18 protein-coding genes, 2 pseudogenes and 4 riboswitches are annotated in these 24389 nt (G+C 74.0%); of the genes and pseudogenes, 10 read left to right on the top strand and 10 right to left on the bottom strand.

The window, feature by feature from the left end; genetic code table 11:
- Window positions 1-20: 20 nt before the first annotated feature.
- The 4 genes and pseudogenes from ABD127_RS12065 to ABD127_RS12050 form a co-directional block, all read right to left on the bottom strand.
- Window positions 21-266: pseudogene (locus ABD127_RS12065) on the bottom strand (NAD(P)-dependent oxidoreductase); the annotation flags it as partial.
- On the bottom strand, window positions 263-2689 hold the full coding sequence (gene cobBC / locus ABD127_RS12060) for a bifunctional hydrogenobyrinic acid a,c-diamide synthase/histidinol phosphate aminotransferase CobBC (protein ID WP_344201764.1): 2427 nt from the start codon (window positions 2687-2689) through the stop codon (window positions 263-265). The pseudogene ABD127_RS12065 and the gene cobBC, both read right to left, overlap by 4 nt.
- Complete coding sequence (gene cobO, locus ABD127_RS12055) at window positions 2683-3297, bottom strand: cob(I)yrinic acid a,c-diamide adenosyltransferase (RefSeq protein ID WP_344201762.1); 615 nt, start codon at window positions 3295-3297, stop codon at window positions 2683-2685. The genes cobBC and cobO overlap by 7 nt, the downstream gene beginning before the upstream one ends.
- Entirely contained in the window at window positions 3297-5402 is a 2106-nt protein-coding gene (locus ABD127_RS12050) for a VWA domain-containing protein (RefSeq protein ID WP_344201759.1), read from the bottom strand. Before ABD127_RS12050 ends, cobO begins: the two co-directional genes overlap by 1 nt.
- A 35-nt stretch (window positions 5403-5437) precedes the next feature.
- Window positions 5438-5586: riboswitch (cobalamin riboswitch) on the bottom strand.
- Window positions 5587-5629: 43 nt separating this feature from the next.
- Here ABD127_RS12050 and cbiE point away from each other — a divergent pair.
- Together cbiE and cobM are read left to right on the top strand one after the other, a co-directional pair.
- Window positions 5630-6859 (top strand): precorrin-6y C5,15-methyltransferase (decarboxylating) subunit CbiE, encoded by a 1230-nt coding sequence (cbiE, locus tag ABD127_RS12045; protein WP_344201756.1) that lies wholly within the window; start codon window positions 5630-5632, stop codon window positions 6857-6859.
- Window positions 6856-7620 carry a precorrin-4 C(11)-methyltransferase gene (cobM, locus tag ABD127_RS12040; RefSeq protein ID WP_344201754.1) on the top strand — a complete coding sequence of 255 codons (765 nt, stop codon included), beginning with the start codon at window positions 6856-6858 and terminating at the stop codon, window positions 7618-7620. Before cbiE ends, cobM begins: the two co-directional genes overlap by 4 nt.
- A gap of 227 nt (window positions 7621-7847) precedes the next feature.
- Here cobM and cobJ read toward each other — a convergent pair whose 3' ends face one another.
- From cobJ to ABD127_RS12010, 6 genes are all read right to left on the bottom strand, one after another.
- Complete coding sequence (gene cobJ / locus ABD127_RS12035; RefSeq protein WP_344201752.1) at window positions 7848-9392, bottom strand: precorrin-3B C(17)-methyltransferase; 1545 nt, start codon at window positions 9390-9392, stop codon at window positions 7848-7850.
- A complete protein-coding gene (locus ABD127_RS12030) occupies window positions 9389-10051 on the bottom strand; it encodes a precorrin-8X methylmutase (protein WP_344201749.1) in 663 nt (220 codons plus the stop codon). Before ABD127_RS12030 ends, cobJ begins: the two co-directional genes overlap by 4 nt.
- Window positions 10048-10965: a nitrite reductase gene (locus tag ABD127_RS12025; protein WP_344201746.1), complete on the bottom strand. Its 918-nt coding sequence runs from the start codon at window positions 10963-10965 to the stop codon at window positions 10048-10050. The genes ABD127_RS12030 and ABD127_RS12025 overlap by 4 nt, the downstream gene beginning before the upstream one ends.
- Window positions 10966-11105: 140 nt before the next feature.
- Window positions 11106-11870, bottom strand: a complete 765-nt coding sequence (locus ABD127_RS12020) for an ABC transporter ATP-binding protein (RefSeq protein WP_344201744.1) — start codon at window positions 11868-11870, stop codon at window positions 11106-11108.
- Window positions 11867-12898, bottom strand: coding sequence for a FecCD family ABC transporter permease (locus ABD127_RS12015; protein WP_344201742.1), 1032 nt, complete (start codon window positions 12896-12898; stop codon window positions 11867-11869). The genes ABD127_RS12020 and ABD127_RS12015 overlap by 4 nt, the downstream gene beginning before the upstream one ends.
- An 8-nt stretch (window positions 12899-12906) precedes the next feature.
- Entirely contained in the window at window positions 12907-13923 is a 1017-nt protein-coding gene (locus ABD127_RS12010; RefSeq protein WP_344201740.1) for an ABC transporter substrate-binding protein, read from the bottom strand.
- Window positions 13924-13979: 56 nt separating this feature from the next.
- A riboswitch (cobalamin riboswitch) is annotated at window positions 13980-14108 on the bottom strand.
- An 11-nt stretch (window positions 14109-14119) separates the two neighbouring features.
- Between ABD127_RS12010 and ABD127_RS12005 the strand changes: the two genes are divergently transcribed.
- The 8 genes and pseudogenes from ABD127_RS12005 to ABD127_RS11970 all read left to right on the top strand — a co-directional run.
- On the top strand, window positions 14120-14767 hold the full coding sequence (locus tag ABD127_RS12005) for a (2Fe-2S)-binding protein (RefSeq protein ID WP_344201738.1): 648 nt from the start codon (window positions 14120-14122) through the stop codon (window positions 14765-14767).
- 17 nt (window positions 14768-14784) lie between these two features.
- Window positions 14785-14971: riboswitch (cobalamin riboswitch) on the top strand.
- A 55-nt stretch (window positions 14972-15026) separates the two neighbouring features.
- Complete coding sequence (locus ABD127_RS12000; protein ID WP_344201735.1) at window positions 15027-16097, top strand: ABC transporter substrate-binding protein; 1071 nt, start codon at window positions 15027-15029, stop codon at window positions 16095-16097.
- Window positions 16094-16885 (top strand): hypothetical protein, encoded by a 792-nt coding sequence (locus ABD127_RS11995; protein WP_344201732.1) that lies wholly within the window; start codon window positions 16094-16096, stop codon window positions 16883-16885. The genes ABD127_RS12000 and ABD127_RS11995 overlap by 4 nt, the downstream gene beginning before the upstream one ends.
- On the top strand, window positions 16872-17918 hold the full coding sequence (locus ABD127_RS11990) for a FecCD family ABC transporter permease (RefSeq protein WP_344201729.1): 1047 nt from the start codon (window positions 16872-16874) through the stop codon (window positions 17916-17918). Before ABD127_RS11995 ends, ABD127_RS11990 begins: the two co-directional genes overlap by 14 nt.
- Window positions 17915-18673 (top strand): ABC transporter ATP-binding protein, encoded by a 759-nt coding sequence (locus tag ABD127_RS11985; protein ID WP_344201726.1) that lies wholly within the window; start codon window positions 17915-17917, stop codon window positions 18671-18673. Before ABD127_RS11990 ends, ABD127_RS11985 begins: the two co-directional genes overlap by 4 nt.
- Window positions 18674-18759: 86 nt before the next feature.
- Window positions 18760-18868, top strand: a riboswitch (cobalamin riboswitch).
- 50 nt (window positions 18869-18918) lie between these two features.
- Window positions 18919-22524 (top strand): cobaltochelatase subunit CobN, encoded by a 3606-nt coding sequence (locus ABD127_RS11980; RefSeq protein WP_344201723.1) that lies wholly within the window; start codon window positions 18919-18921, stop codon window positions 22522-22524.
- Window positions 22525-22546: 22 nt separating this feature from the next.
- On the top strand, window positions 22547-23413 hold the full coding sequence (locus tag ABD127_RS11975; RefSeq protein WP_344202617.1) for a precorrin 6A synthase: 867 nt from the start codon (window positions 22547-22549) through the stop codon (window positions 23411-23413).
- A gap of 37 nt (window positions 23414-23450) precedes the next feature.
- Window positions 23451-24389 (top strand): annotated as a pseudogene (locus ABD127_RS11970) (aldo/keto reductase); the annotation flags it as partial.

Below are 24389 nucleotides of genomic sequence, written 5' to 3'. Positions count from 1 at the left end.
GCGGCTGGAGCGTCGTCGGCCGGTGCGTTCCAGACCGTGTCGACGGCGCGGACGTCGTCGAGGGTCAGGTCGCGTGCGTGCCACGTGAGCAGGCCGCGGGCGTGCCAGTCCTCGATCGAGCCGCACACCTCGGGAGCGACCACCGTGACGGTGTGGCCCGCGCGGAGCATTGCCTCGACGTGTGCCGCGGCCCGGGCGTCGCCCGAGGTCACCAGCGTTCGCCGCAGCAGGGGTGCCGGGCCCTGGGCGGCAGACGAGCCCGTCATGTCAGGGACCGCCAGGTCGAGAGGAGGGAGCGGGTCGTCGAGGGCTTGCGCACCGCGATGCGCACCCAGGAGTCGTCGAGCCCGGGGAACGTGTCGGCGCGGCGCACCGCGAACCCGGCGGCGCGGAGCCGCGCGTGCGTGCCGGTGCCCGGGCGGGCCAGCACGAACGAGGCGGCGGGCGTCACGACGGGGATGCCGAGCTCGGTCAGTCCGTCCACCAGGACCGCGCGCTGCGTCGTGACGAGGCGGGCCCGTCGCTCGGCCTCGGCGGTCGCCTCGTCGCCGGCCGTCGCGGTCAGCACCGCGAGGGCCGCGGTCGAGACCGACCACGGCGGCTGCTGGCGGCGCAGGTCGGCGACGACCTCGCCGTCGCCCACGACGTAGCCGGCGCGGACGCCGGGCAGGCCCCAGAGCTTCGTCAGGCTGCGCAGGACGACCAGGCCCGGCATCGGCACCGACGTGAGGCTCGCGCGCTCGCCGGGCACGGCGTCCATGAACGCCTCGTCGACCACGACGACGCGGCCTGGACGGAGCAGGCGCCGCAGGTCCGCTGCGGGGTGCAGGACCGACGTCGGGTTGGTGGGGTTGCCCACGACCACGAGGTCGGCCGCCTCGGGCACGGCGTCGGGGTCGAGCCGGAAGCCGTTCTCGGCGCGCGTCACGACGTGGTGCACGGCGTGGCCGGCCGCGGCCAGGGCGACGTCGGGCTCGGTGAACTGCGGGTGCACCACGACGGGATGACGCCAGGCGCGGGCGCGGGCGATCAGCGTGAACGCCTCGGCTGCCCCGGAGGTCGCCAGCACCTCGGCGGGCGCGCGCCCGTGGCGGCGGGCGACGGCCTTCTCGGCCGTCGTGGGGTCGGGGTAGGAGGCGATGTGCGTCATCGACTCCTGCAGGGCCTCGGCCAGCCAGCGGGGCAGCGGCTCGTCGGTGACGTTGACCGCGAGGTCGACGAGTCCGTCGGCCAGCTCGGCGTCGCCGTGCCAGCCGAGGTCCGGGGTGCGGTCGTGCCGCGCGGGGACCGGCTCGTGCGCCGAGGTGCTCGCTGCGTGCGGCCGGATGACAGGGGGCGAGAGCGGCGTCGCGGCTGCGGCGGCCTCGGCGAGACGCTGTGCGAGGCGCGGCGCACCGGCCCAGTGGGTGTGCAGGTAGGAGGCGTGCAGAGCGGGGCCGGCGAAGCCGACGTGCTCACCCCGCTCGATCCACGCCGGCACGGCGCCGTGCACGGGCGTGACGTGCGTGCGGTGGAACTCGTGGGCCGTGAACCGCTCGCCCGCGCGGGTCAGGAGGGTGTCCTCGCCGGCGATCGCGGTGCGGTACGCGAGCGTGAGGCGAGGCGTCATCTCGGCGCTGGCCTCGAGCGCCCCGATCATCGGGACGTCGTCGACGCTCTGGCACAGGTACAGGAGCCCGGCGCACTCGGCGACGGTCGGGACGCCGTCGGCCACGGCCTGGCGCAGCTGTTCGCGCAGGGCGGTGTTGCCGGTCAGGCCTGCGGCGTGGACCTCGGGGAAGCCGCCGCCCAGGTACAGCGCGCGGGTGCCGGCGGGCAGCTCGGTGTCGCTGAGGGGGTCGAAGACCTCGACCCGGCAGCCCGCGGCCTCGAGCAGCTCGGTGGTCTCGGCGTACGTGAACGTGAAGGCGCGTCCACCGGCGACGGCCACGACCGGCGCGCCCGCGACCGGGGTGACGTGGTCGGCGGGGTCCCAGGGGTCGGCGTCGAGGTCGGACGCCGAGCGGGCGATCTCGACGACGGCGGTGAGGTCGATGCGCTCGGCGACCTGGGTCGCGAGCCGGTCCAGCGCCTGCGCCGCCTCGTCGCGCTCCTGCGCGGGCACCAGACCGAGGTGCCGCGAGGGGGCGACGATGCCGTCGTCGCGCGACAGCACGCCGAGGACCGGCAGACCGAGCGGCTCGATCGAGCGGCGGACCTCGTCGGCGTGGCGCTGGGAGCCGGCCTTGTTGAGGATCACCCCCGCGATGCGCACCGCGGGGTCGAAGCTGGCCAGGCCGTGCACCATCGCGCCGATCGTGCGCGAGGCCGAGGAGATGTCGACGACGAGGACCACGGGGGAGCGGGTGATCGCCGCGACGTGCGCGGTGGAGGCGAACCCCTCGCCGCCGATCTGCCCGTCGTACAGCCCCATGACGCCCTCGATCACGGCGAGGTTCGCACCGCGCGCGCCGTGACGGAGGAGGGGCGCCAGCCGCTGCTCGCCGACGAGGTGCGGGTCGAGGTTGCGGCCGGGGCGGCCGGTCGCGAGCGAGTGGTAGCCGGGGTCGATGTAGTCGGGGCCGACCTTGTGGCCGCTGACGACGTGGCCGGAGGCGGCCAGGGCCGCCATCAGCCCGGTCGCGACCGTCGTCTTGCCGTGACCGCTGGCAGGAGCAGCCACGACGAACCGGGGAAGCGAGGTCACCACTCGATGCCCCTCTGACCCTTCTGGCCGCGGTCGAAGGGGTGCTTCTCGTGCTGCATCTCGGTCACCAGGTCGGCGATCTCGCGCAGTGCGGGGTGGGCGCGGCGGCCCGTGATCATGACGTGCTGATGACCCGGGCGGTCGCGCAGCGTCGTGACGACGTCGTCGACGTCGACCCAGCCGCGCTCCATCAGGTACGTGAACTCGTCGAGCACGTAGAGCGTGTGCTTCTGCTCGGCGAGGCGACGCTTGACCTCGCCCCAGCCCTCCGCGGCCTCGGCCTCGTGGTCGGTCTCGGTGCCCTGCTTGCGCGACCACGACCAGCCGGAGCCCATCTTGTGCCACTCGACCGGACCGCCCTCGCCGGTCTGCGTGTGCAGCTCGCCGAGGCGCTCGAGCACGGTCTGCTCGCCGATGCGCCACTTGGCCGACTTCACGAACTGGAACACGCCGATGTCCCAGCCCTGGTTCCAGCCGCGCAGGGCCAGGCCGAAGGCGGACGTCGACTTGCCCTTGCCGTCGCCGGTGTTGACCATCAGCAGCGGCCGGTTGCGGCGCTGCTTGGTCGTGAGGCCGTCGTCGGGGACGGTCAGCGGCTCGCCCTGGGGCATCAGGCCACCTCCCGCACGACGGTCGTGAGGGCGTCGGCCGTGACCTCCGCCAGGGGCAGGTAGGTCGCGTCCATGACCTCGGCCAGCCGGCGGGCCAGGCCCAGGCTCATGCGGCCGCTCTCGCAGTCGACGACGACGGTCTCGACGCCGCCGAGCAGCGCGGCGGCCTGCTGCGAGCGGCCGACGGGGTCGGCCCCGTGCGTCGCGCGGCCGTCGGTCACCAGCACCAGCAGCGGGCGACGGCGGGGGTCGCGGACGCGCTCGATGCGCAGCGTCTCGACGACCTGCAGGAGGCCCTCGGCCAGGGGCGTGCGGCCGCCGGCGGGGAGGTCGTCGAGGCGGCGTGCGGCGATGTCGATCGAGCCGGTCGGCGGCAGGGCGAGCTCGGCCGCGTCGCCGCGGAAGGTCACGAGGCCGACCTTGTCGCGGCGCTGGTAGACGTCGAGCAGCAGCGAGAGGATCGCGGTCTTGACCTGCTCCATGCGCTTGCGGGCGGCCATCGAGCCGGAGGCGTCGACGCAGAACAGCACGAGGTTCGACTCGCGGCCCTCGGTGATCGCGACCCGCAGGTCCGCGGGAGCGAGCCGGACCCGCGGGGCGGAGGTTTCCCCTTCGAGGCTCCTCGTTCCTCGTCGCACCTCAGGGGGCGGAAATCCATCGGGCCCCGAGGTGCGACGAACGAGCGTCGAAGGGGTTGCCGCCTCACGCCGCGACGCCTGGTGCGGGGCGGCGGCCCAGAGGGTCTGCGGGAGGTCGAGCCGGCCGCCCGAGCCCTCGGGGCGGCGGGCGCCGACGCGGCGGCCGTTCGAGGTGAGGGCGCGCGACCGGCGTCCGGCCTCGCCCGTGCCCAGCCCGTCGACCGTGAACAGGCGGGCGCGCGACGGCTCGCCGGCCTGGGCGGTCGTGGTGGTGCCGGAGCCCGGCGCCTGCTGCTCGCCGGAGCCGCCGGCGGGCGGGGGAGGGCCGGTCTCGCCGGGGCCGTCGTCCGGGGTGGCGTCGCTGCCGCCGTCGGGGCCGCTGGGCGTCGGACCCTCGCCGTCAGGCCCGTCGTCGTCGGGACCCTCGTCGTCCGGCCCGTCGGTCGGCGGCTCGGGCTCGTCGTCGCCCAGCAGGTCGTCGAGCTGCTGCTGGTCGATGCCCGGGGCGTCGAAGGGGTTGCGGCGACGCCGGTGCGGCAGCGCGAGGCGGGCGGCCACGCGGATGTCCTCGGTCGTGACGTGCGTGCGGCCCTGCCAGGCGGCGTGGGCCACCGCCGCGCGCGCCGTGACGATGTCGGCGCGCATGCCGTCGACGTCGAAGGCCGCGCAGATCTCGGCGATGCGCACCAGGTCGTCGTCGGTCAGCAGCACCTGCTCGAGCAGGTCCTGCGCGGCCGAGAGGCGCTCGGTCAGCGACGCCTCCTCGGCGGCGAAGCGCGCGGCGAAGGTCTCGGGAGCGGAGTCGAACGCGAGCCGGCGGCGGGTGACCTCGGCGCGCAGCTGGGGGTCGCGCGGGGCGGCGACGTCGACCGTCAGGCCGAACCGGTCCAGCAGCTGCGGGCGCAGCTCGCCCTCCTCGGGGTTCATCGTCCCGATCAGCACGAAGCGCGCCGCGTGCTCGACCGAGACGCCGTCGCGCTCGACCGTGCTGCGGCCCATCGCCGCGGCGTCGAGCAGCAGGTCGACGAGGTGGTCGTGGAGCAGGTTGACCTCGTCGACGTAGAGGATCCCGCGGTGCGCCTTGGCCAGCAGGCCCGGCTCGTACTCCGTGACGCCCTCGCTGAGCGCCTTCTGCAGGTGCAGCGAGCCGAGCACGCGGTCCTCGGAGGCGCCGACGGGCAGCTCGACGAGGCGCACGGGCCGGGTCTCGACCTCCGGCTCCGGGCCGAAGGGCCCGTCGGGCGAGAGCGGGTTCGCGTCGCGCGGGTCGGACGAGAAGCGGTCGCCCGCCACGACGTCGATCGGCGGCAGCACCGCGGCGAGCGCGCGCACCATCGTCGACTTCGCTGTGCCCTTCTCGCCGCGCACGAGCACGCCGCCGATCGACGGCGAGATCGTCGCGAGGACGAGGGCCAGGGCCATGTCGTCGGATCCGACGACGGCCGTGAAGGGGTACTGACGTGGCATGTGGGGCTCCCGCTCTCAGTGCCGTGAGGTTGCGTGCAGTGGAGCGGCCCGAGGCCGGTCTTCGGACTTCCTGGGTCGTGATGCCCAGGTCACCGCAGCGGGCCCTGTGCCGGACTTTCACCGGCTTCCCGATTCTCCCCTGACCACGTGGTCGTCGTGGGGCACCTCGGGCCGTTCTGATCGGGGTCAGGCTAGCGCGTCCTCCCGGTCGCGTTAGCCTCGCGCCCATGGCTGAGACCCCGGTGCGCGGCGGAGTGCACGTCGTCGGCGTCGGTGCCGACGGGTGGGACGGGGTGCCGGCGTCGCTGCAGGCGCTGGTCGTCGAGGCCGACGTCGTCGTGGGCGGCGAGCGGCACCTGGCGATGCTGCCGGACCGCGTCGCGGCCGAGCGCATGGCCTGGCCGTCGCCCCTGCGCGACGCGCTGCCCGGGCTCGTCGAGGCCTGGGACGGACGCCGCGTCGTCGTGCTCGCCTCGGGGGATCCGTACGTCGCCGGCATCGGCACGACGCTGCAGGACTTCGTGCCGGCCGACCGCCTGGTGGTGCACCCGGCGGTCTCGTCGGTCGCGCTCGCCCGGGCGCGCATGGGCTGGCCGGCCGAGGCCGCCACCGTGCTGCGCCACGCGGGGGAGCTGCCGCGCCACGCCGCGCCCGGCCACCGGATCCTGCTGCTGAGCGCCGACGCGACGACGCCGGGTGCGGTCGCCCGCGCCCTGGTCGAGCGTGGCCTGGGCGCCAGCCGCCTCACGGCGCTCGGGCACCTGGGCGGTGCGGACGAGTCCCGCGTCGAGGGCGTCGCCGCCGACTGGGACCACGCGGTCCCGACGCTGCACGTGCTCGCGATCGAGGTCGTGGGCCGGCCTGCGGTGGCTGGCCTCGGCTGGGTCGCGGGCCTGCCGGACGACGCCTTCGACCACGACGGCCAGATCACCAAGCGCGACCTGCGCGCCTCCGCCCTCGCGCGCCTGGCCCCCACGCCGGGTGCCCTGCTGTGGGACGTCGGGGCCGGCGCGGGGTCGGTCGGCATCGAGTGGATGCGCGCGCACCCGACCTGCCGCACGGTGGCCGTCGAGTCCCATCCCGACCGGGTCGTCCGCATCGCGCGCAACGCGATGCGGCTGGGCGTGCCGGACCTGGGGGTCGTCCAGGGCCGTGCACCCGACGCGCTCGTCGACCTGCCGACGCCGGACGCCGTCTTCGTCGGCGGTGGAGCCACGCGCGACGGCGTGCTCGAGGCGGCGTGGGAGGCGCTGCGTCCCGGTGGTCGCCTCGTCGTGCACGCCGTGACGCTCGAGACCGAGCGGGTCGTGGTCGACTGGGCCGCTCGCCTGGGCGGAGAGCTCACGCGGGTCTCGGTCGAGACGGCCCAGCCGATCGGGACGTTCACCGGATGGACGCCCGCGCGCGCCGTCGTGCAGTGGGCCGTGACCAAGTCGCCGAAGGAGACCGTGTCGTGACCGTGCACTTCGTGGGAGCCGGCCCGGGTGCCGCGGACCTGCTGACGCTGCGGGCCGCCGCGATGCTGCGGGAAGCCGACGTCGTGGTCTACGCGGGCACGTACCTCGACGCCGAGGTGCTCTCGCACTGTCGCGAGGGTGTGCGTCTCGTCGACACGCAGGACCTCGACCTCGACCGCATCACGGCCGAGCTCGTCGGCGCGCACGAGGCGGGGCTCGACGTCGTGCGGCTGTGCTCGGGCGACCCGTCGCTGTACTCCGCCGTGCACGAGCAGGGGCGCCGGCTCGACGCGCACGGCGTGCCGTGGGACGTCACGCCCGGGGTGCCGGCGTACGCCGCTGCGGCCGCCACGGTGGCGGCCGAGCTCACGGTGCCCGAGCTGGTGCAGTCGGTCGTGCTCACGCGCACGCAGGCGCGGTCGACCGTGATGCCGGACGGGGAGTCGCTGGCGGCCTTCGCGGCCACGGGAGCGACGCTGTGCCTGCACCTGGCGATCACGCGGACGCGCGTGCTGGCGGCCGAGCTGGCCGAGCACCACGGCGCCGACTGCCCGGTCGTCGTCGTCGCGAACGCCTCGCGGCCGGACCAGCTCGTGCTGCGCGGCACGCTGGCCGACATCGCCGACCAGGTCGAGGCCGCGGGCCTGCGGCAGGCCGCGGTGATCCTCGTCGGCCGCGCCCTCGCCGAGGACGTCCGCGCGGGCGAGTCCTACCTCTACGCCCCCACCCGCGACCGCTCCCTCAAGTCCCCCCGACCCTGAGCCCCTGGACGACCGCTCGCGAGTGGATTCCCGCCCCTCCGCGAGTGAGTTTCCGCCCCGCGGCGAGTGAGTTTCCGCCCTGGCGGTGGCCGCACCGCGAGGAGCCATGCTCGCGATCCGGGCGGCGGTACCCCTTTCGAGGCTCCTCGTTCCTCGTCGCACCTCAAGGGGCGGGGAACGGCTCCTCGTTCCTCGTCGCACCTCGAGGGGCGGGGAACGGCACGGGGTCAGGTGACGAAGCGGGGGGTCCAGACGCGGCCGGAGGGGGTGACGCGGGTCGAGGAGGCGCCGACGATCAGGAGGCACTTCATGTCGATCGACTCCGGGTCGAGGTCGGCGAGCGTCGTGACGGCCAGGGACTCCTCGGCCCGGCCGACGTCGCGGCCGACGACCACGACGGTCTCGGGCGCACGGTGCTCCAGGAGGATTTTTCGCAGGTCGGCGACCTGGGTCGTGCGGCTGCGCGACCGCGGGTTGTAGACCGCCATCACGAGGTCGGCCTCGGCGATCGCGCGCACGCGCTTCTCGACGACCTCCCACGGCTTGAGCCGGTCGGACAGGCTCACGACCGCGAAGTCCGCGCCGACCGGAGCGCCCGCGCGGGCGGCGACGGCCTGCACCGCCGAGACGCCCGGCAGCACGCGCACCGCGACCGCCGCGTACTCGGGCGACTCCGCCGCCTCGAACACCGCCGACGCCATCCCGAACACGCCCGCGTCGCCGCCGGACACGACCGCGACCTTCTCGCCCGCGAGCGCCAGGTCGAGCGCGTGGCGCGCCCGGTCGACCTCGACGGTGTTGCCGGAGGAGTGGCGCTGCAGCCCGGCGCGCTGCGGCACCCGGTCGACGTAGGGGGCGTAGCCGATCACGTGGCCCACCTCGGCGAGCGCCGCGGACGCCTCGGGCGTGAGCCACCCGTCGGGGCCGGGGCCGAGGCCGATCACGAGGACCTCCTGTGGGTGAGGTGCACCCTTCGAGGCTCCTCCTTCGTCGTCGCGCGTCAGGGCGCGGGGCTTGGTGTCGCCGGGGACGATGATCAGCGAGAAGTAGGGCACCGTCGCCGGGTCGACGTCGGCGACCGGCAGGTACCGCTGCTCGACCATCGAGGCCCGCTCGACGTAGAGCGCCCCCTCGAGCCGGCCGGCCTGCTCGAGCGCGTCGCGCACGCCAGGGAAGCGTCGACCGAGCTTCATGATGATCGCGCCGTCGGTGTCGGCCAGCCGCCGCGCGAGCTCGGGAACCGGGAGCGTGCCGGGCAGCACCGTCAGCACGTCGGTGTGCCGCACGAGCGGGGCGCCGGCCGCCGCCGTGGCTGCGGCGAACGCCGGGATCCCGGGCACCACGGCGGTGTCGAACGCCGCTGACAGCCGGTCGTGCAGGTACATCGCCGAGCCATAGAACAGCGGGTCGCCCTCGGCCAGCAGCACGACGTCGCGACCCTGCTCGAGGTGCGCGCGCGTGCGCCGCTCGCAGTCGTCGTAGAAGTCGGTCATCGCCCCGTCGTAGCCACCCGGGTGGTCGGTCAGCCCCGTCGTCACGGGGTACTCCAGCACCTCCTCGACGACACCCGCGGGGAGCAGGTCGGCCGCGATGCGGCGCGCGTTCGAGGACTTGCCGACGCCCTGGTGGTACGCCACCACGTCGGCGCCGGCGATGAGCCGGGCGGCCTTGAGCGTGATCAGCTCGGGATCGCCGGGGCCCACGCCCACGACGCGGAAGGAGCCGTGCTCGATCGCCGCCCGGAGCCCGGCGCCCTCGCCGTGCGTGCTCACTCGCGCTCCTGGGCGAGGGCGTTGAGCGCCGAGGCGGCCATCGCGGACCCGCCGCGGCGCCCGCGCACGGTCACGAACGGCACGTCGATACCGGTCTCCGCAGCGAAGCCCGCGAGGGCCTCCTTCGACTCCGCGGCGCCGATGAACCCGACCGGCACGCCGACGATCGCTGCCGGCGGGGCGGCGCCCTCGGCGATCAGCTCGAGCAGGTGGAACAGCGCGGTGGGCGCGTTGCCGATCGCGACGACCGCGCCCTCCATGCGCGTGCCCCACAGCGAGACCGCGGCGGCGGAGCGCGTCGTGCCCCACGAGCGCGCGAGGTCCGGCACACGCGCGTCGCGGAGCAGGCAGAGGACCTCGTTGTCCTTCGGCAGTCGGGCGCGCGTGACGCCGGAGGCGACCATGTGAGCGTCGGTCAGGATCGGAGCGCCGCCCTCCAGCGCGCCGCGCGCCGCGGCGACCAGCCCCGGGTGGATCACGAGGTCGGCGGCGAGGTCGGTCTGACCCGTGCCGTGGATCATCCGCACCGCGACCTTCTCGGCGTCCGCCGGGATGCCGGAGAGGTCGGCCTCGGCGCGAATCGTCGCGAACGAGTCGACGTAGATGGCGGAGCCGCTGCCCTCGTAGGCGTAGCGGCGGGTCGGGGGCGTCAGGGTCATGCGTTCTCCAGGTCGGGCAGCAGCAGGCTGCGCCAGGGGGTCACGACGACCTCGCGATGCGCGCGGGCGATCACCTGCGCGGCGAGGTCGGGGGTCAGGCGGCCGTCGGGCACCGCGACGTGCTCGGCGAACCGGCCGTCGTCCTGCGGGATGGGGCCGTGGGGCAGGGGGAGCGCGGTGACGTGCGTGCGGAGGTCGCGTGCGTGGGCCGCGCCCAGCACCGTCGCGCCGCCGTCGGGCAGCTCGTCGACGTGCCACGGTCGCGCGGCCGGGGCACCCCCTTCGAGGCTCGTTCCTCGCACCTCAGGGGGCGGGGTCGTGGCCGCGAGGAAGCGGTGGGCCAGGGCGACGAGCGCCTCGGGCAGGTCGGCCACGGGCACGACCTCGCCCCATCCGTCCGACCCCACGCGCAGCTGCGCGGCGTCCGGCGACACGGCCATCGCGCCGAGGTCGAGCGAGCGGTCGACCAGGTCGCCGCGGCCGTCGTCGAGCACCACGAGGAAGCGGGCGGACAGGGCGGCGAGCTCGGGGTCGTCGCACACCAGCGCGTCGTAGCGCGTGGCGGCGTGGCGGAGGTCGGCCTGGCCGCCGGAGCGTCCGGACAGCGGCGACACCATGACGTTCCGCACGAGCTCGTGCGTGCGGCTCGGCAGCAGGCCCGTGGCCTCGACGGCCTCGACGAACGCCTCGTCCACGCAGCCCTCGTCGTGGCTGATCGCGCGCAGCTGCACGTTGGCTCGCTTGGTCAGGTGCAGGTGCCCGTCGGCGTGCTCCGCGGCGACGTCGACGAGACGGGCGAGCGCGTCGAGCGACAGGCGCCCGCCGACCAGGCGCAGCCGCACGAGGGCGCCGTCGTCGGCGATCCACGGCCGCAGCACCCCGGGGCAGCGGTCGGCGCGATCTCGTTCGGTCACCCGCACATTGTCCTCCGCACCTCCCCCCACCCCAGGGGGCGGTAGGTGAGCCACCTCTCGAGGGGTCCGAACGGTGGCTGACCTACCGCCCACCCGAGCGGGGTGGGCAAAGGTGGCTGACCTACCGCCCCGGGGGCGGGTCACGGGAGGGCCCGGAGGTAGCGGACGTGGAGGGTGCCGTCGCGGTCCTCGACGACGGCCTCGACGCCGTAGACCTCGGCGAGCAGCTCGGGTGTGAGCACCGCGGCCGCGGTCCCGGAGGCGCGGACACGGCCGTCGGCGAGCACGACGAGCTCGTCGCAGTAGGCCGCCGCGAGGTTGAGGTCGTGCAGCGCCATGACGGTCGTGGTCGGCGTCGCGACGACGAGCTCGAGCAGCTCCAGCTGGTGCCGGACGTCGAGGTGGTTGGTCGGCTCGTCGAGCAGCAGCTCGGTCGGCTCCTGCGCCAGGGCGCGGGCGATCTGCACGCGCTGCCGCTCGCCGCCGGAGAGCGTCGCGTAGTGCCGGTCGAGCAGGTGGTCGGTGCGCATCGCCACCGCCGAGCGCTGCACGACCTCGCGGTCGGACGACGACTCCGGCGACCACGGCGCGCGGTGCGGCAGGCGGCCGAGGCCGATCACGTCACGGACCGTGGGATCGGCGTCGGTCGTGGACTCCTGGTCGACCACGGCGAGCCGGCGCGCGACCTGGCGCCGGCTGAGCCCGCCGACGTCGGTGCCGTCGAGCGTCACCACGCCCGAGGTCGTGCCGCGCAGCCCCGAGAGCAGGCGCAGCAGCGTCGACTTCCCGGAGCCGTTGGGGCCCAGCAGCCCCACCGTCGTGCCGGGCTCGACCGCGATCGAGATGCCGTCGACCACGACCTTCCCGCGCGTCGTCCACGTGGCCCCGCGCGTCTGAATACTCATGCCTGGGTCCTCCGGCGCTGGCGCAGCATGATCGCGACGAACGCGGGCACGCCCACGAGGGCCGTGGCGACGCCGACCGGCAGCTCCTGCGGTGCGATGACGACGCGCGAGGCGATCTCGACCCACACGAGGAAGATCGCGCCCAGGATCGTCGCGGTCGGCACGAGCAGGCGGTGCCGCACCCCCACGATGGCGCGGGCCGCGTGCGGCAGCACCAGCCCGACGAAGCCGATCGCGCCCGACGTCGAGACGATCACGGCGGTCATCAGCGCCGTCATGACCAGCAGCAGGAGCCGGACCTTCGCGACCGAGACACCGAGCGAGGCGGCCGCGTCCTGACCGAACGTGAACGCGTCGAGGGTCCCGGCCGCCGACCAGCACACCGCGACACCCAGCAGCACGACGACGCCGCACACCACGACGTCGGTCCACGAGGCCGTGCTGAGCGAGCCGAGGAGCCAGAACAGCACGCCGCGGGTCTGCTCCGCGTCGGCCGCGGTGTAGACGATGAACGAGGTCAGCGCCGAGAACAGCTGCGTCGCCGCGACACCCGCGAGGATCATGCGGTCGGTCGTGCCGCCGGTCACGAAGCCCAGCAGCAGCACGAGCCCGAACGCCAGCATCGAGCCGAGGAACGCGCCCGTGGCCAGCCCGATCGCGCCCGCACCGAGGCCCGTCACGACCACCAGCACCGCCCCCGTCGAGGCGCCGGACGAGACGCCCAGCACGAACGGGTCGGCGAGCGGGTTGCGCAGCAACGACTGCAGGACGACCCCGCACAGCGCCAGGCCCGCTCCGCAGATCGCGGCGAGGATCGCCCGCGGCAGCCGCAGGTCCCAGATGATCCCCTCGCGCACGGCCGACAGCCCGGAGTCGGGCCCGCCGATGCGCTCGAGGAACACCGCGAACGCGTCGCTCGGGCCCAGGTCCGACGGCCCGATCGTGGTGCCGACCGCGATCGACACGGCCAGCACCACGAGGGCGATCGGGGCGAGCGCGGCGGTGCCGCGGACGCCGAGGCGCTTCATCGACCGGGTCAGCTCGCCAGGCCGAGGTCCCGCAGACCCTGCGCGACCTTCTCGACCGCGTCGACCGTGCGGATCGACGGGTTCAGCTCGGCGCCGGCGAGGTAGATGTAGCGCTTCTCCTTGACCGCGGTCATCTGGCTCGTGACCGGGTTCGACTCCAGGAACGCGACCTTCGCGGCGGCCGTCTCGGCGGTCTGGCTCTTGCGGGTCAGGTCGCCGATCACGAGCACGTCCGGGTCCTCGGCCGCGACGACCTCCCAGTTGATCTGGGGCCACTCGGCGGTCTGGTCGACGAACACGTTGTCGAGGCCGAGGGCGCGCGACACGATGCCGGGGCCGCCGCAGCAGCCGGCCATGTACGGCGACTCGGAGTTGGCGAACCAGTACATGACCGAGACGCCCTCGCCGACCTGCACCGCGCTGGCCGCGGCCATGCGCTCCTCGAGGCTCGCGACGAGCGCCTCGCCCTCGTCGACCGTGTCGGTCAGGGCTGCGAGCTCGCGGATCTCGGTGTAGATCGCGTCGATCTCGAGCGTGCCCTCGCGCTCGCCGTCGGTGTTGCCCTTCTCGACCTTGCCGCACTCGGCGGGCGAGAGGTAGGCGGGGATGTCGTACTCGGCGAAGTCGTCGACCGTCGCGACGCCCCCCTCGGCGAGCGTGCCGGTGAACGACGCGGTGACGAGGTCGGGTTCGGTGTCGAGCACGGCCTCGTACGAGGGGTTGTTGTCGGCGAGGCGCTCGATGCCCTCGTTGGCCTGCGCGAGGTTCGGCAGGACCGGGTCGGTCCAGGTGGCGGTGCCGACCATGCGGTCCTCGAGGCCGAGCGACAGCAGGATCTCGGTCGAGCCCTGGTTGAGCGAGACGATGCGCTCCGGGCGGTCGGTGGCGGTGACGTCGGCGTGGCAGTTGTCGACCGTCACGGGATAGCCCTCGGCGACGGGGCCGGCGTCGCCGTCCTCGCTCGAGGCGCAGGCGCTCAGCACGAGCGCAGCGGACAGCAGGGACACAGGCAGGTGGGGACGCATGGCGTTCCTTCACATCGGGGGTCCGTAGCGCGAGACCCGGGGGACGTGTCGTCGCGATCGCGACGACGCGCCAGGCAGGTACTCGGACTCGGGTGCTGGACCCTCACCGCTGCGCGTCAGTCCCGGACTCTCACCGGGTTCCCCCACGCTGGCGATCGCAACCTACCGGACGGGGTGAGGCGTTAGGTTCTGCGGCATGGGTGCGACGGCGCTGGGCGACCTCGGGGCGTTCTTCGTCGTGGAGACCCTCGGGGCGGACCCGGGCTGGCGCCCGGTCGCGGACCTGCTCGAGGGCGGTGCGCTGGCCGAACGGGTGGCCTGGACCGGCGAGGCCCTCGGCGCCAGGGCCGGCGTCGAGGTGGAGGAGCGGGTCGCGGCGTCGACGTTCTCGCTCGGGATCTTCGCCCGCCTGCTGTCGCCCGTGATCGGTGCCGCCCTGCTGCAGGTCGAGGCCCCCGCCCCCGGGTCGCTGCACTGGCAACCGGTCGACGGCGGGCCGCTGCGGCTCGCGGCAGAGGCCTGGGTCGAGCCCGACGTCGGTGTGGTGCTCCACGAGCTGCTCGCCCCGATCGTCCGACGCCTCGACGCCGAGCACGGGGTCTCGCCGAAGATCGGCTGGGGCAACGTCGCGTCCGCCGTCCACGGTGCCGCCCGCATGGCGGCGCAGGCCGATCCGCGGCTCTCGGAGTCGGCCGGGGCGCTGCTGCGCCGCCTGCTCGACCACAGCCTGCTGGCCGGAACGGCGGACGTCGGCCCGCCGTTCGTCCGCCGGTCGTGCTGCCTGTACTACCGCCTCCCGGGCGGCGGCTACTGCGGCGACTGTGTGCTCGCTCACAGCGCCTGAGGCTGGCCCGCGGGTGCTGCTACGGTGCGATCGCCAGCGCAAGGGAACCCGGTGAGAGTCCGGGACTGACGCGCAGCGGTGAGGGTGATGGGCCAGGACTCGGTGCGGTGAGCACCAGCCACTGGGGCTTCTTCGGAAGGCCTGGGAAGGCGTCCCGGCGCGATGATCTCGAGTCCGAAGACCTGCTGGCAGCGGGGCATCCGCCCCGGACCCACCCCCACAGGCTCCGCGTTCGAGCCTCGAGTGAACGGACTGCCCCATGGCCCTGCCGACCCCTGCCCGCGTCCGCCGCGCCGCGGCTGCCCTGACCGCCGGAGCCGTGCTCCTGCTCGCCGCCTGCGGCGGAGCCGCCGAGTCCGAGACCGAGGACGCTGCCGGTCCGGTCTCGGTCGAGAACTGCGGCGAGGAGACGTCCTACGACGCCACCGCCGAGCGCATCGTCGCGACCAGCAACTCCGCCAACATCGGCACGCTGCTGCGCGTCGGTGCGCTCGACCAGATCGCGGCGATGTCGCTCTCGGTCGGCAACGACGCGATCCTGAACGAGCTGTACGACGTCGACGTGACGGACGTGCCCCGGCTCAAGAGCCCCATCTCGCTGGAGTCGGTCGTGGGCGCCGACCCCGACCTCCTGATCGGCTCGTACAGCGGCCTGTTCTCGGGGTCGTCAGGCGTGACCCGCGAGGCCGCGGCGGACCAAGGCGTCCCGACCTACGTCATCTCCGACAGCTGCCGCCAGGACCCCGCGGACCCGGCGTCCAAGCTCGGCACGATGAGCCCGTGGGACGCCGTGCGCGCCGACATCGTCAACTACGGCGAGCTGACGGGGAACACGGCTGAGGCCGAGGCCGCGCTGGCCGAGTTCGACGAGCGTCTCGCGGCGCTCGAGGCCGCCCCGCAGGGCGACAGCGCGCCGCAGGTCCTGCTGTTCGACAGTGCCACGACGGACGTCTACACGTCGGGCCGCAACGGCCCGCCGCAGGGCGTCATCGAGGCGGCAGGTGCGGAGAACGTCTTCGCCGCCGAGGACACGACCTGGTTCCGCGCCTCGTGGGAGTCGGTCGCGACGAGCGAGCCCGACGTCATCGTGGTGATGGACTACCGCAGCGACAACCCGAACGAGGTCAAGGAGAAGCTCACCACGATCCGCACCAACGCGGCGTTGAAGGACACCGAGGCCGTCCGCGAGGACCGCATCATCGTGCTCCCGCTGGTGCTCTTCACGAGCGGCTACCCGAACATCGAGGCCGCCGAGCAGCTCCGCGCCGGTCTCGAGGCGCTCGGTCTGCTGCCGGAGACCGACATCACGGGCACGCTCGACCTCTCGTGACGAAAGACGCGGTCCTGCTCGACCTCGCCGCGACGGACCCGGACCAGTACTTGGTCCGTCGCGGCGAGCGGGGTGAGGGGCCGGGGTGGCGACCCGCGTCCGACCTCGCCCGGGCCTCGGCCTGGCCCGACGTCGCCCGCGCCTACGCCACCGACCTCGGCTCGGGGAGCCTCGTGGTCGGTGGCTCGTGCGCGCTCCAGGGCTACGCCTGGCGCGTCGCGATCCTGACCGTCGGTCGGTGGGTGGCGTCCGGGCACGGCGTGCCGCTGGCAGAGGTCGACCTGACGGTCCGCCAGCGGGCGGGCCGCACGGTGGGGCTGGCGGTCGGCGGGTTCGCTCCCGAGGCCGGCCCCGCGACGCCCGAGGCGCTGGCCGCCGACCTGGTCGCGCACCTGACGCCCGTCGTCGAGGCCTCGCGCACGGTCTCGCGGCTGAAGCCGAAGGTGGCCTGGGGCAACGCCGGCAGCGCCGTCGCGAGCGCGTGGCGACGCGTGCACGACGCGGCCGACCCCGCGCGACGCGCCGACGTGCTGGTCGCCGCGCGGGCCTGCCTCGACGCTCCGGCGTGGCCGTGGGACGAGGTCCCGCTCGACTGGCAGGTGCGGCCCGGGCTGCCGCTCCGGTACCGCCGCGGCACGTGCTGCCTGATCCGTCTGGCGCCCGATCACCGGGCCTGCACCGCGTGCTCGGACATCGACCCGGCCGAGGGCGATGCGCGGTGGGACGAGGCGGAGGCGGACCGGGCCCCGGCGCCCCGAATGGCGGTGGGTGCCCATGTCGGCGGCTGACACCCGGCGCGCGCCGCTCGTGCTCCTCACGCTCGTGAGCGTCGTGGTGCTGGCCGTGAGCCTGCCGGTCGCGACCGCGCTCGGCTCGACGAGCATCCCCTGGTCGGAGGTCGTCGAGGTCTGGCGGGCGAGGCTCCAGGGCGTGCCGAGCGACGCCACCTCCGACACGATCGTGTGGAACATCCGGGCGCCCCGGGTGCTGCTGGCCGCCGTGGTCGGCGCGGGCCTAGCGGTCGCGGGCACGGTCGTCCAGACGCTCGTGCGCAACCCGTTGGCCGATCCCTACCTCCTGGGCGTCTCGTCCGGTGCGAGCGTGGGTGCCACCGCCGTCATCACGCTGGGTGTCCTCGCGTCGGCCGGGACCTGGGCCCTGTCGGTCGGCGCCATGGTCGGGGCGGTCGTCGCGGCCGCCACGGTCTTCGGCATCGCGATGGGCCAGGGTGGGCTGACGCCGCTGCGTCTCGTGCTGACGGGCACGGTGCTGGCCTCGGCCTTCTCAGCGGTCGCGAGCTACCTGGTGTTCCGCAGCGAGGAGCCGCAGGCGGCGCAGAGCGTGCTCTTCTGGCTGCTCGGCAGCCTCGCGCGGGCTTCCTGGGACCAGCTGCTGCTGCCGGTCGTCGCGGTGGCGGTGACGGCGGTCGTGCTGCTCCTCATGCGGGGATGGCTCGACGCCCTGCTCGCGGGGCCGGACGTCGCCTCCAGCCTCGGCGTGCCGGTCGTACGCCTGCGGGTCGTGCTCTTCGTGCTGCAGGCGCTGCTCGTCGGGGTGCTGGTCGCCGTGGCCGGCGGCATCGGTTTCGTCGGCCTGGTCGTGCCCCACGTGGCGCGTCTGCTCGTGGGGCCCCTGCACGGCCGCATGGTGCCCGTCGCGGCCCTGGTGGGGGCGATCTTCCTGGTGTGGGTCGACGTCGCCGCCCGCACGCTCGCCTCGCCCCAGGACATCCCGCTCAGCGTCGTGACCGGCGTGGTCGGGGCGCCCGTGTTCCTGGTGCTGCTCGGCCGCCGCCGCTACCGGTTCGGAGGCGAGTCATGACCGCACACCTCAGCGCGAACGGACTCGAGTGCCGCCGCGGACGCACGACGATCCTGGCGGGCGTCGACCTCGACGTCGCGACGGGGGAGCGGGTCGCGATCGTCGGACCCAACGGCGCCGGCAAGTCCACGTTGCTGCGGGTGCTCGCCGCGATCGACGCCCCGCACGCAGGGACGGTGCTGCTCGACGGCCAGCCCCTGTCCTCGATGCCCGCGCGGGAGCGCGCCCGGGCGATCGCGATCGTCTCGCAGCAGGAAGTGCCTCCGGCCGACCTGCTGGTGCACGAGCTGGTCTCGCTCGGCCGGGTGCCGCACCGCTCGGCGTGGTCGACGGACTCGGGTGACCACGCGTCGTCCGCGCTCGATCGTCTCGGGCTGCGGGACTTCGCCGATCGTCCGGTCGACCGGCTCTCCGGTGGCGAGCTGCGCCGCGTGCTCGTGGCGCGGGCGCTGGCCCAGGAGGCGCCGCTCCTGGTGCTCGACGAGCCGACCAACCACCTCGACCTGCGGCACCAGCACGAGCTGCTCCGCACGGTGCGCGACCTCGGACTGACCGTCGTCGCAGCGATCCACGACCTCGGTCTCGCGGCCCGCTACTTCGACCGCGTCGTCGTCGTGCACGACGGCGGGATCGCCGCGGCAGGCGCCGCCGACGAGATCCTGACCCCCGACCTGGTGCACCGGGTCTTCGGCGTCCGGGTCACGCGCGTGACGCACCCCGAGACCGGCGAGCCCCACCTCCTCGTCGACCCGTGACCGCCCAGATGTGTCCACTTCGGGCCCACTCGGAGGCCCCCGGACGGGCCGAAAGTGGTCATATCTGGGCGGTCCGACCGTCGTCCGTGGTGGCGGATACCCTGGGCGCACCGTCCGCGTGGAGCAGGAACCCGGTGAGAGTCCGGGGCGGTTCCGCCACTGTGAGGCCTCGCGGCCCAGCCAGACACTGACCACCGGACCTCCCGAGAGTCATCCATGGGGCGAGAACCCCGGAGGAGCACGTCATGACCCGCATCGCGCTGCTGTCCACGTCCGACACCGACCTGCTGTCGGCCCGCGCCAGTGGCGCCGACTACCTGTGGACCAACCCGTCCCGCCAGGTCGAGGGCCACCAGGGCATGGCCGAGGCCATCGAGGCCTCCGACCTCGTGATCGCCCGTGTGCTCGGGTCGCCGCAGGACCTCTGTGGCGGTTTCGACCGCATCCGCGCCACGGGCAAGCCGATGATCGTCCTCGGGGGCGAGCTCACCCCGAACGCCGAGCTCATGGAGATGTCGACCGTCCCGGTCGGCGTCGCCGCGGAGGCGCACCGCTACCTCGTCGAGGGCGGCCCGGCCAACCTCGCGCAGCTGCACGCGTTCGCGTCCGACACGGTCCTGCTGACCGGCGAGGGCTTCGAGCCGCCGCAGCAGGTGCCGGCCTGGGGCTGGCTCGACCGTCCCGAGGCCTCCACCGACCTCCCGCGCGTGGGCGTGCTGTTCTACCGCGCGCACCACACGGCGGGCAACGAGGACTTCGCGCACGCCCTGGCCGACGCGATCGACGCGACGGGCGAGGCGACCGGCGTGCCGGTCTTCTCCAGCTCCCTGCGCTCGGCGCCGGACGACCTCTACGAGGCGCTCGGCACGCTCGACGCCCTCGTCGTCACGGTGCTGGCGGCCGGCGGCGCGACCCCCGCGTCGGCCTCGGCCGGCGGCGACGACGAGGCCTGGGACGTCGCCCGCATGGCCGCGCTCGACATCCCGATCCTGCAGGGCCTGTGCCTGACGTCGAGCCGCGAGGAGTGGCTCGCGAACGACGACGGCGTCACGCCGCTCGACTCGGCTAACCAGATCGCGATCCCGGAGTTCGACGGCCGCATCATCACCGCGCCGTTCTCGTTCAAGGAGATCGACGAGGACGGCCTGCCCCGCTACGTCGCCGACGCCGAGCGGTGCGACCGCGTGGCCCGCATCGCGGTGCACCACGCGCGGCTGCGGCACGTGCCGGTGGCCGAGCGTCGCGTCGCACTGATGCTGTCGGCCTACCCCACCAAGCACAGCCGTGTCGGCAACGCCGTCGGTCTCGACACCCCGGTGTCGACCGTGCGCCTGCTGCGCCGCATGGCCGACGCGGGCTACGACCTGGGCGGCGACAACGAGGTCACGCGCATCATCGCGATGGCCGACGACACCGAAGCCGGCGACGCGCTGATCCACACCCTGATCGACGCCGGCGGCCAGGACGAGGAGTGGCTCACGAGCGCCCAGCTCACCGAGTCCCACGTCCGCATCACCCCCGAGCAGTACGAGGAGTGGACGGCCGACCTGCCGCAGGACCTCAAGGACGAGATCGTCGAGGCCTGGGGCGCCGCGCCCGGCACGCTGTTCGTGAACGCCGACGGCCACGTCGTGCTCGCCACCCTGCAGGCCGGCAACGTCGTGCTGCTGATCCAGCCGCCCCGCGGCTTCGGCGAGAACCCCGTCGCGATCTACCACGACCCCGACATGGCGCCCTCGCACCACTACCTCGCGGCGTATCGCTGGCTGCGCGCGCAGCCCGACCGCGGAGGCTTCGGCGCTCACGCCGTCGTGCACCTCGGCAAGCACGGCTCGATGGAGTGGCTGCCGGGCAAGAACGCGGCGCTGTCGGCCTCGTGCGCCACGGATGCCGCGATCGCCGACCTCCCGCTGATCTACCCGTTCCTCGTCAACGACCCGGGCGAGGGCGCGCAGGCCAAGCGGCGCGCGCACGCCGTCATCGTCGACCACCTGATCCCGCCGATGGCCCGCGCCGAGACGTACGGCGACATCGCTCGCCTGGAGCAGCTGCTCGACGAGTACGGCAACATCGCCGCGATGGACCCGGCCAAGCTGCCGGCGATCCGCGGCGAGATCTGGACCCTGATGCACGCGGCCGAGATGCACCGCGACCTCGGGCTCGAGGCCCAGCCCGACGACGAGTCGTTCGACGACTTCATCATGCACGTCGACGGCTGGCTCTGCGAGATCAAGGACGTCCAGATCCGCGACGGCCTGCATGTGCTCGGCCAGGCGCCGGTCGACTCGGTGCAGGTCGACCTGGTGCTCGCGGTCCTGCGCGCCCAGCAGGTGTGGGGCGGCGAGGCCGGCGCGGTCTCCGGTCTCCGGTCGGCGCTCGGGCTGAAGGACAACGAGGCCACCACCGTGGTCGACGAGATCGAGGCGCAGGCGCGCTCGCTCGTCGAGGCGCTGGCCGCGACCGGCTGGGACCCCGCTGCAGCGGCCGGCCTCCACGACGACCCGGGCGTGCAGCGCGTGCTGGAGTTCGCGGCCACGCAGGTCGTGCCGCGCCTCGACGGCACGGCGGGCGAGCTCGACGCGATCCTGCACGCGCTGGAGGGCGGGTTCATCCCCGCCGGCCCGTCCGGCTCGCCGCTGCGCGGACTCGTCAACGTGCTGCCCACGGGCCGCAACTTCTACACCGTCGACCCCCGGGCCGTCCCGTCGCGCCTCGCGTGGGGCACGGGCCAGGCCATGGCCGAGTCGCTGCTTGCGAAGTACCTGGACGAGACCGGTGAGTACCCGACCTCGGTCGGCCTGTCGGTCTGGGGCACGTCGGCGATGCGCACGAGCGGCGACGACATCGCGGAGGTGCTCGCCCTGCTCGGCGTCCGTCCGGTCTGGGACGAGGCCTCGCGCCGCGTCGGCGACCTCGAGGTCGTCCCGCTGGAGGAGCTCGGCCGTCCGCGCATCGACGTCACGGTGCGCATCTCGGGTTTCTTCCGCGACGCGTTCCCGCACGTCGTGGCGATGCTCGACGACGCGGTGCAGCTCGTGGCCGCGCTCGACGAGCCGGCCGAGCAGAACTTCGTCCGCGCCCACACGCAGGCCGACCTGGCCGAGCACGGCGACGAGCGCCGGGCCCGCACGCGCATCTTCGGCTCGGCTCCCGGGTCGTACGGCGCGGGCATCCTGCAGGTCATCGAGTCGGGCACGTGGCGCGACGACGCCGACCTCGCCGAGGTCTACACGGCGTGGGGCGGCTTCGCGTACGGCCGTGACCTCTCGGGCGTCCCGGCGGCCGACGACATGCGCACGTCGTACAAGCGCATCAAGGTCGCGGCGAAGAACATCGACACCCGCGAGCACGACATCGCCGACTCCGACGACTACTTCCAGTACCACGGCGGCATGGTCGCCACGGTCCGCGCGCTGACGGGCTCCGACCCGAAGGCGTACGTGGGTGACTCGACCTCGCCCGACTCGGTGCGCACCCGCACGCTGCAGGAGGAGACCAACCGCGTCTTCCGCTCGCGCGTGATCAACCCGCGCTGGATCGGCGCGATGAAGCGTCACGGCTACAAGGGCGCGTTCGAGCTGGCGGCCACGGTCGACTACCTGTTCGGCTTCGACGCCACGGCCGGGGTCGTGCACGACTGGATGTACGAGTCGCTCGCGAAGGAGTACGTGCTCGACGCCGACACCCAGGAGTTCATGCGCACGTCCAACCCGTGGGCGCTGCGCGGCATCGTCGAGAAGCTGGGCGAGGCGGCCGAGCGCGGGCTGTGGGCCGAGCCGGACCCGGAGGTCGTCGCGGCGATGCAGGCCGTGTACCTCGAGATCGAGGGCGACCTCGAGGACCGTGGCTGACGCCACCGAACCCTCCCGCCCCCTGAGGCGCGAGGAGGAACGACGAGCCTCGAAAGGGGTACCTCAGCCACAGGGTTTCCGTCTCCGCCTCGTCGGCATCGGCCTCGGGGACCCGGCCCACCTGACGGTCGAGGCCGTGGAGGCGCTGCAGTCGGCGTCGTTCGCGCTGGTCACGGTCAAGCGTGACGACGACCCGCTCGCGGCCGCCCGCCGCGCCATCCTCGACCGGTACGCCCCCGGGCTCCCGGTCGTCGAGGTCGAGGATCCCGAGCGCGACCGCAGCGAAGGCGCCACGTCATCCACGTCGGCCTATGAGGCCGTCGTCTCGACGTGGCACGAGGCCCGCGCCGCCGCCTGGGAGTCCGCCCTCACCACCGCCTGGACCGAACCAGATGTGCTGGCTCATCCGCCATTTCGCGGTGCTGATTCGACGGATAAGTCAGCACATCTGGGTGCGGGGGTGCTGCTGGTGTGGGGCGACCCGGCGTTCTACGACTCGACGATCCGGGTGGTCGAGCGGGTGCTGGCTCGGGGCAATCTTGCCTTCGAGTGGGATGTCCTCCCCGGGATCTCGGCGCTGCAGCTGCTGGCCGCACGGCACCGCATCGTGCTGCACGAGGTCGGCCAGCCGATCACGGTCACCACGGCCCGGCGTCTGCGCGAGGCGGTCGACTCCGGCGCCGACAACGTCCTGGTGTTCCTGACGGGTCGCCTCGAGCTCGAGGGGCTGGAGGACTGGACGATCTGGTGGGGCGCCAACCTCGGGGCCGCCTCGGAGCGCCTCGTCTCGGGCCGCGTCGCCGACGTGCTCCCGGCGATCGAGTCCGCGCGCACGGACGCCAAGGCCGACGCTGGCTGGGTCATGGACGCCTACCTCCTGCGCCGCTGACCGCGCGTCGTTTCGGCGCCCGGAGCATGCTGGATCCATGAGGACCACAGCATGGGGAAGTCAAGGGCTCGAGGCGTCGGTCGAGGGCCTTGGCGCGATGGGCATGTCGGCGTTCTACGGCGACCGTGACGACGAGGAGTCGGCCGCGACGCTGCACCGGGCGCTCGACCTGGGAGTCACGCTGATCGACACGGCCGAGATCTACGGGCCGTGGATCAACGAGCAGCTCATCGGGCGCACGCTCGGCGGACGACGGGACGAGTTCGCGATCGCGACGAAGTTCGGCTCGCGTCTCGGTGAGGACGGATCGCGCGGTCCGGTCGACGGCAGCCCGGAGTACATGCGGACGGCGCTCGACCGCTCGCTGCAGAACCTTGGCACCGACGTCATCGACCTGTACTACGTGCACCGGGTCGACCCGAACGTGCCGATCGAGGAGACGTTCGGCGCGCTGTCCGATCAGGTCGCCGCCGGCAAGATCCGCTACCTCGGCATCTCGGAGGCGGCGCCCGAGACGATCCGTCGGGCACACGCGGTGCATCCGCTCACGGCGGTGCAGACCGAGTACTCGCTGTTCGAGCGCGACCCCGAGGTCAACGGCGTGCTGGAGACGACCCGCGAGCTCGGCATCGCGTTCGTCGCTTACTCGCCACTGGGTCGTGGTGCGCTGACCGGGAAGATCGCCTCGGCCGACGACCTCGACGCCGACGACTTCCGCCGCAACAACCCGCGCTTCAGCGCCGAGAACCTGACGCAGAACCTGGCCGTCGTCGACGAGCTGCGCGCGATCGGTGAGCGCCTCGACGTCACCCCGGCGCAGCTCGCGCTGGCGTGGGTCCTGCACCAGGACGGCGTCGTCACGATCCCCGGGTCGAAGAAGCGTCGGCACCTGGAGGAGAACGTCGCCGCCGCGGACGTCGTGCTCAGCGCCGACGACCTCGCCGCGCTCGACGCCGCCGCCCCGGTCGGCGTCGCC

It is taken from the genome of Aeromicrobium alkaliterrae (assembly GCF_039529015.1).
GTDB lineage: Bacteria > Actinomycetota > Actinomycetes > Propionibacteriales > Nocardioidaceae > Aeromicrobium > Aeromicrobium alkaliterrae.
The sequence above is the reverse complement of the archived record's forward strand: the minus strand, read 5'-3'. Positions and strand labels throughout refer to the sequence as shown.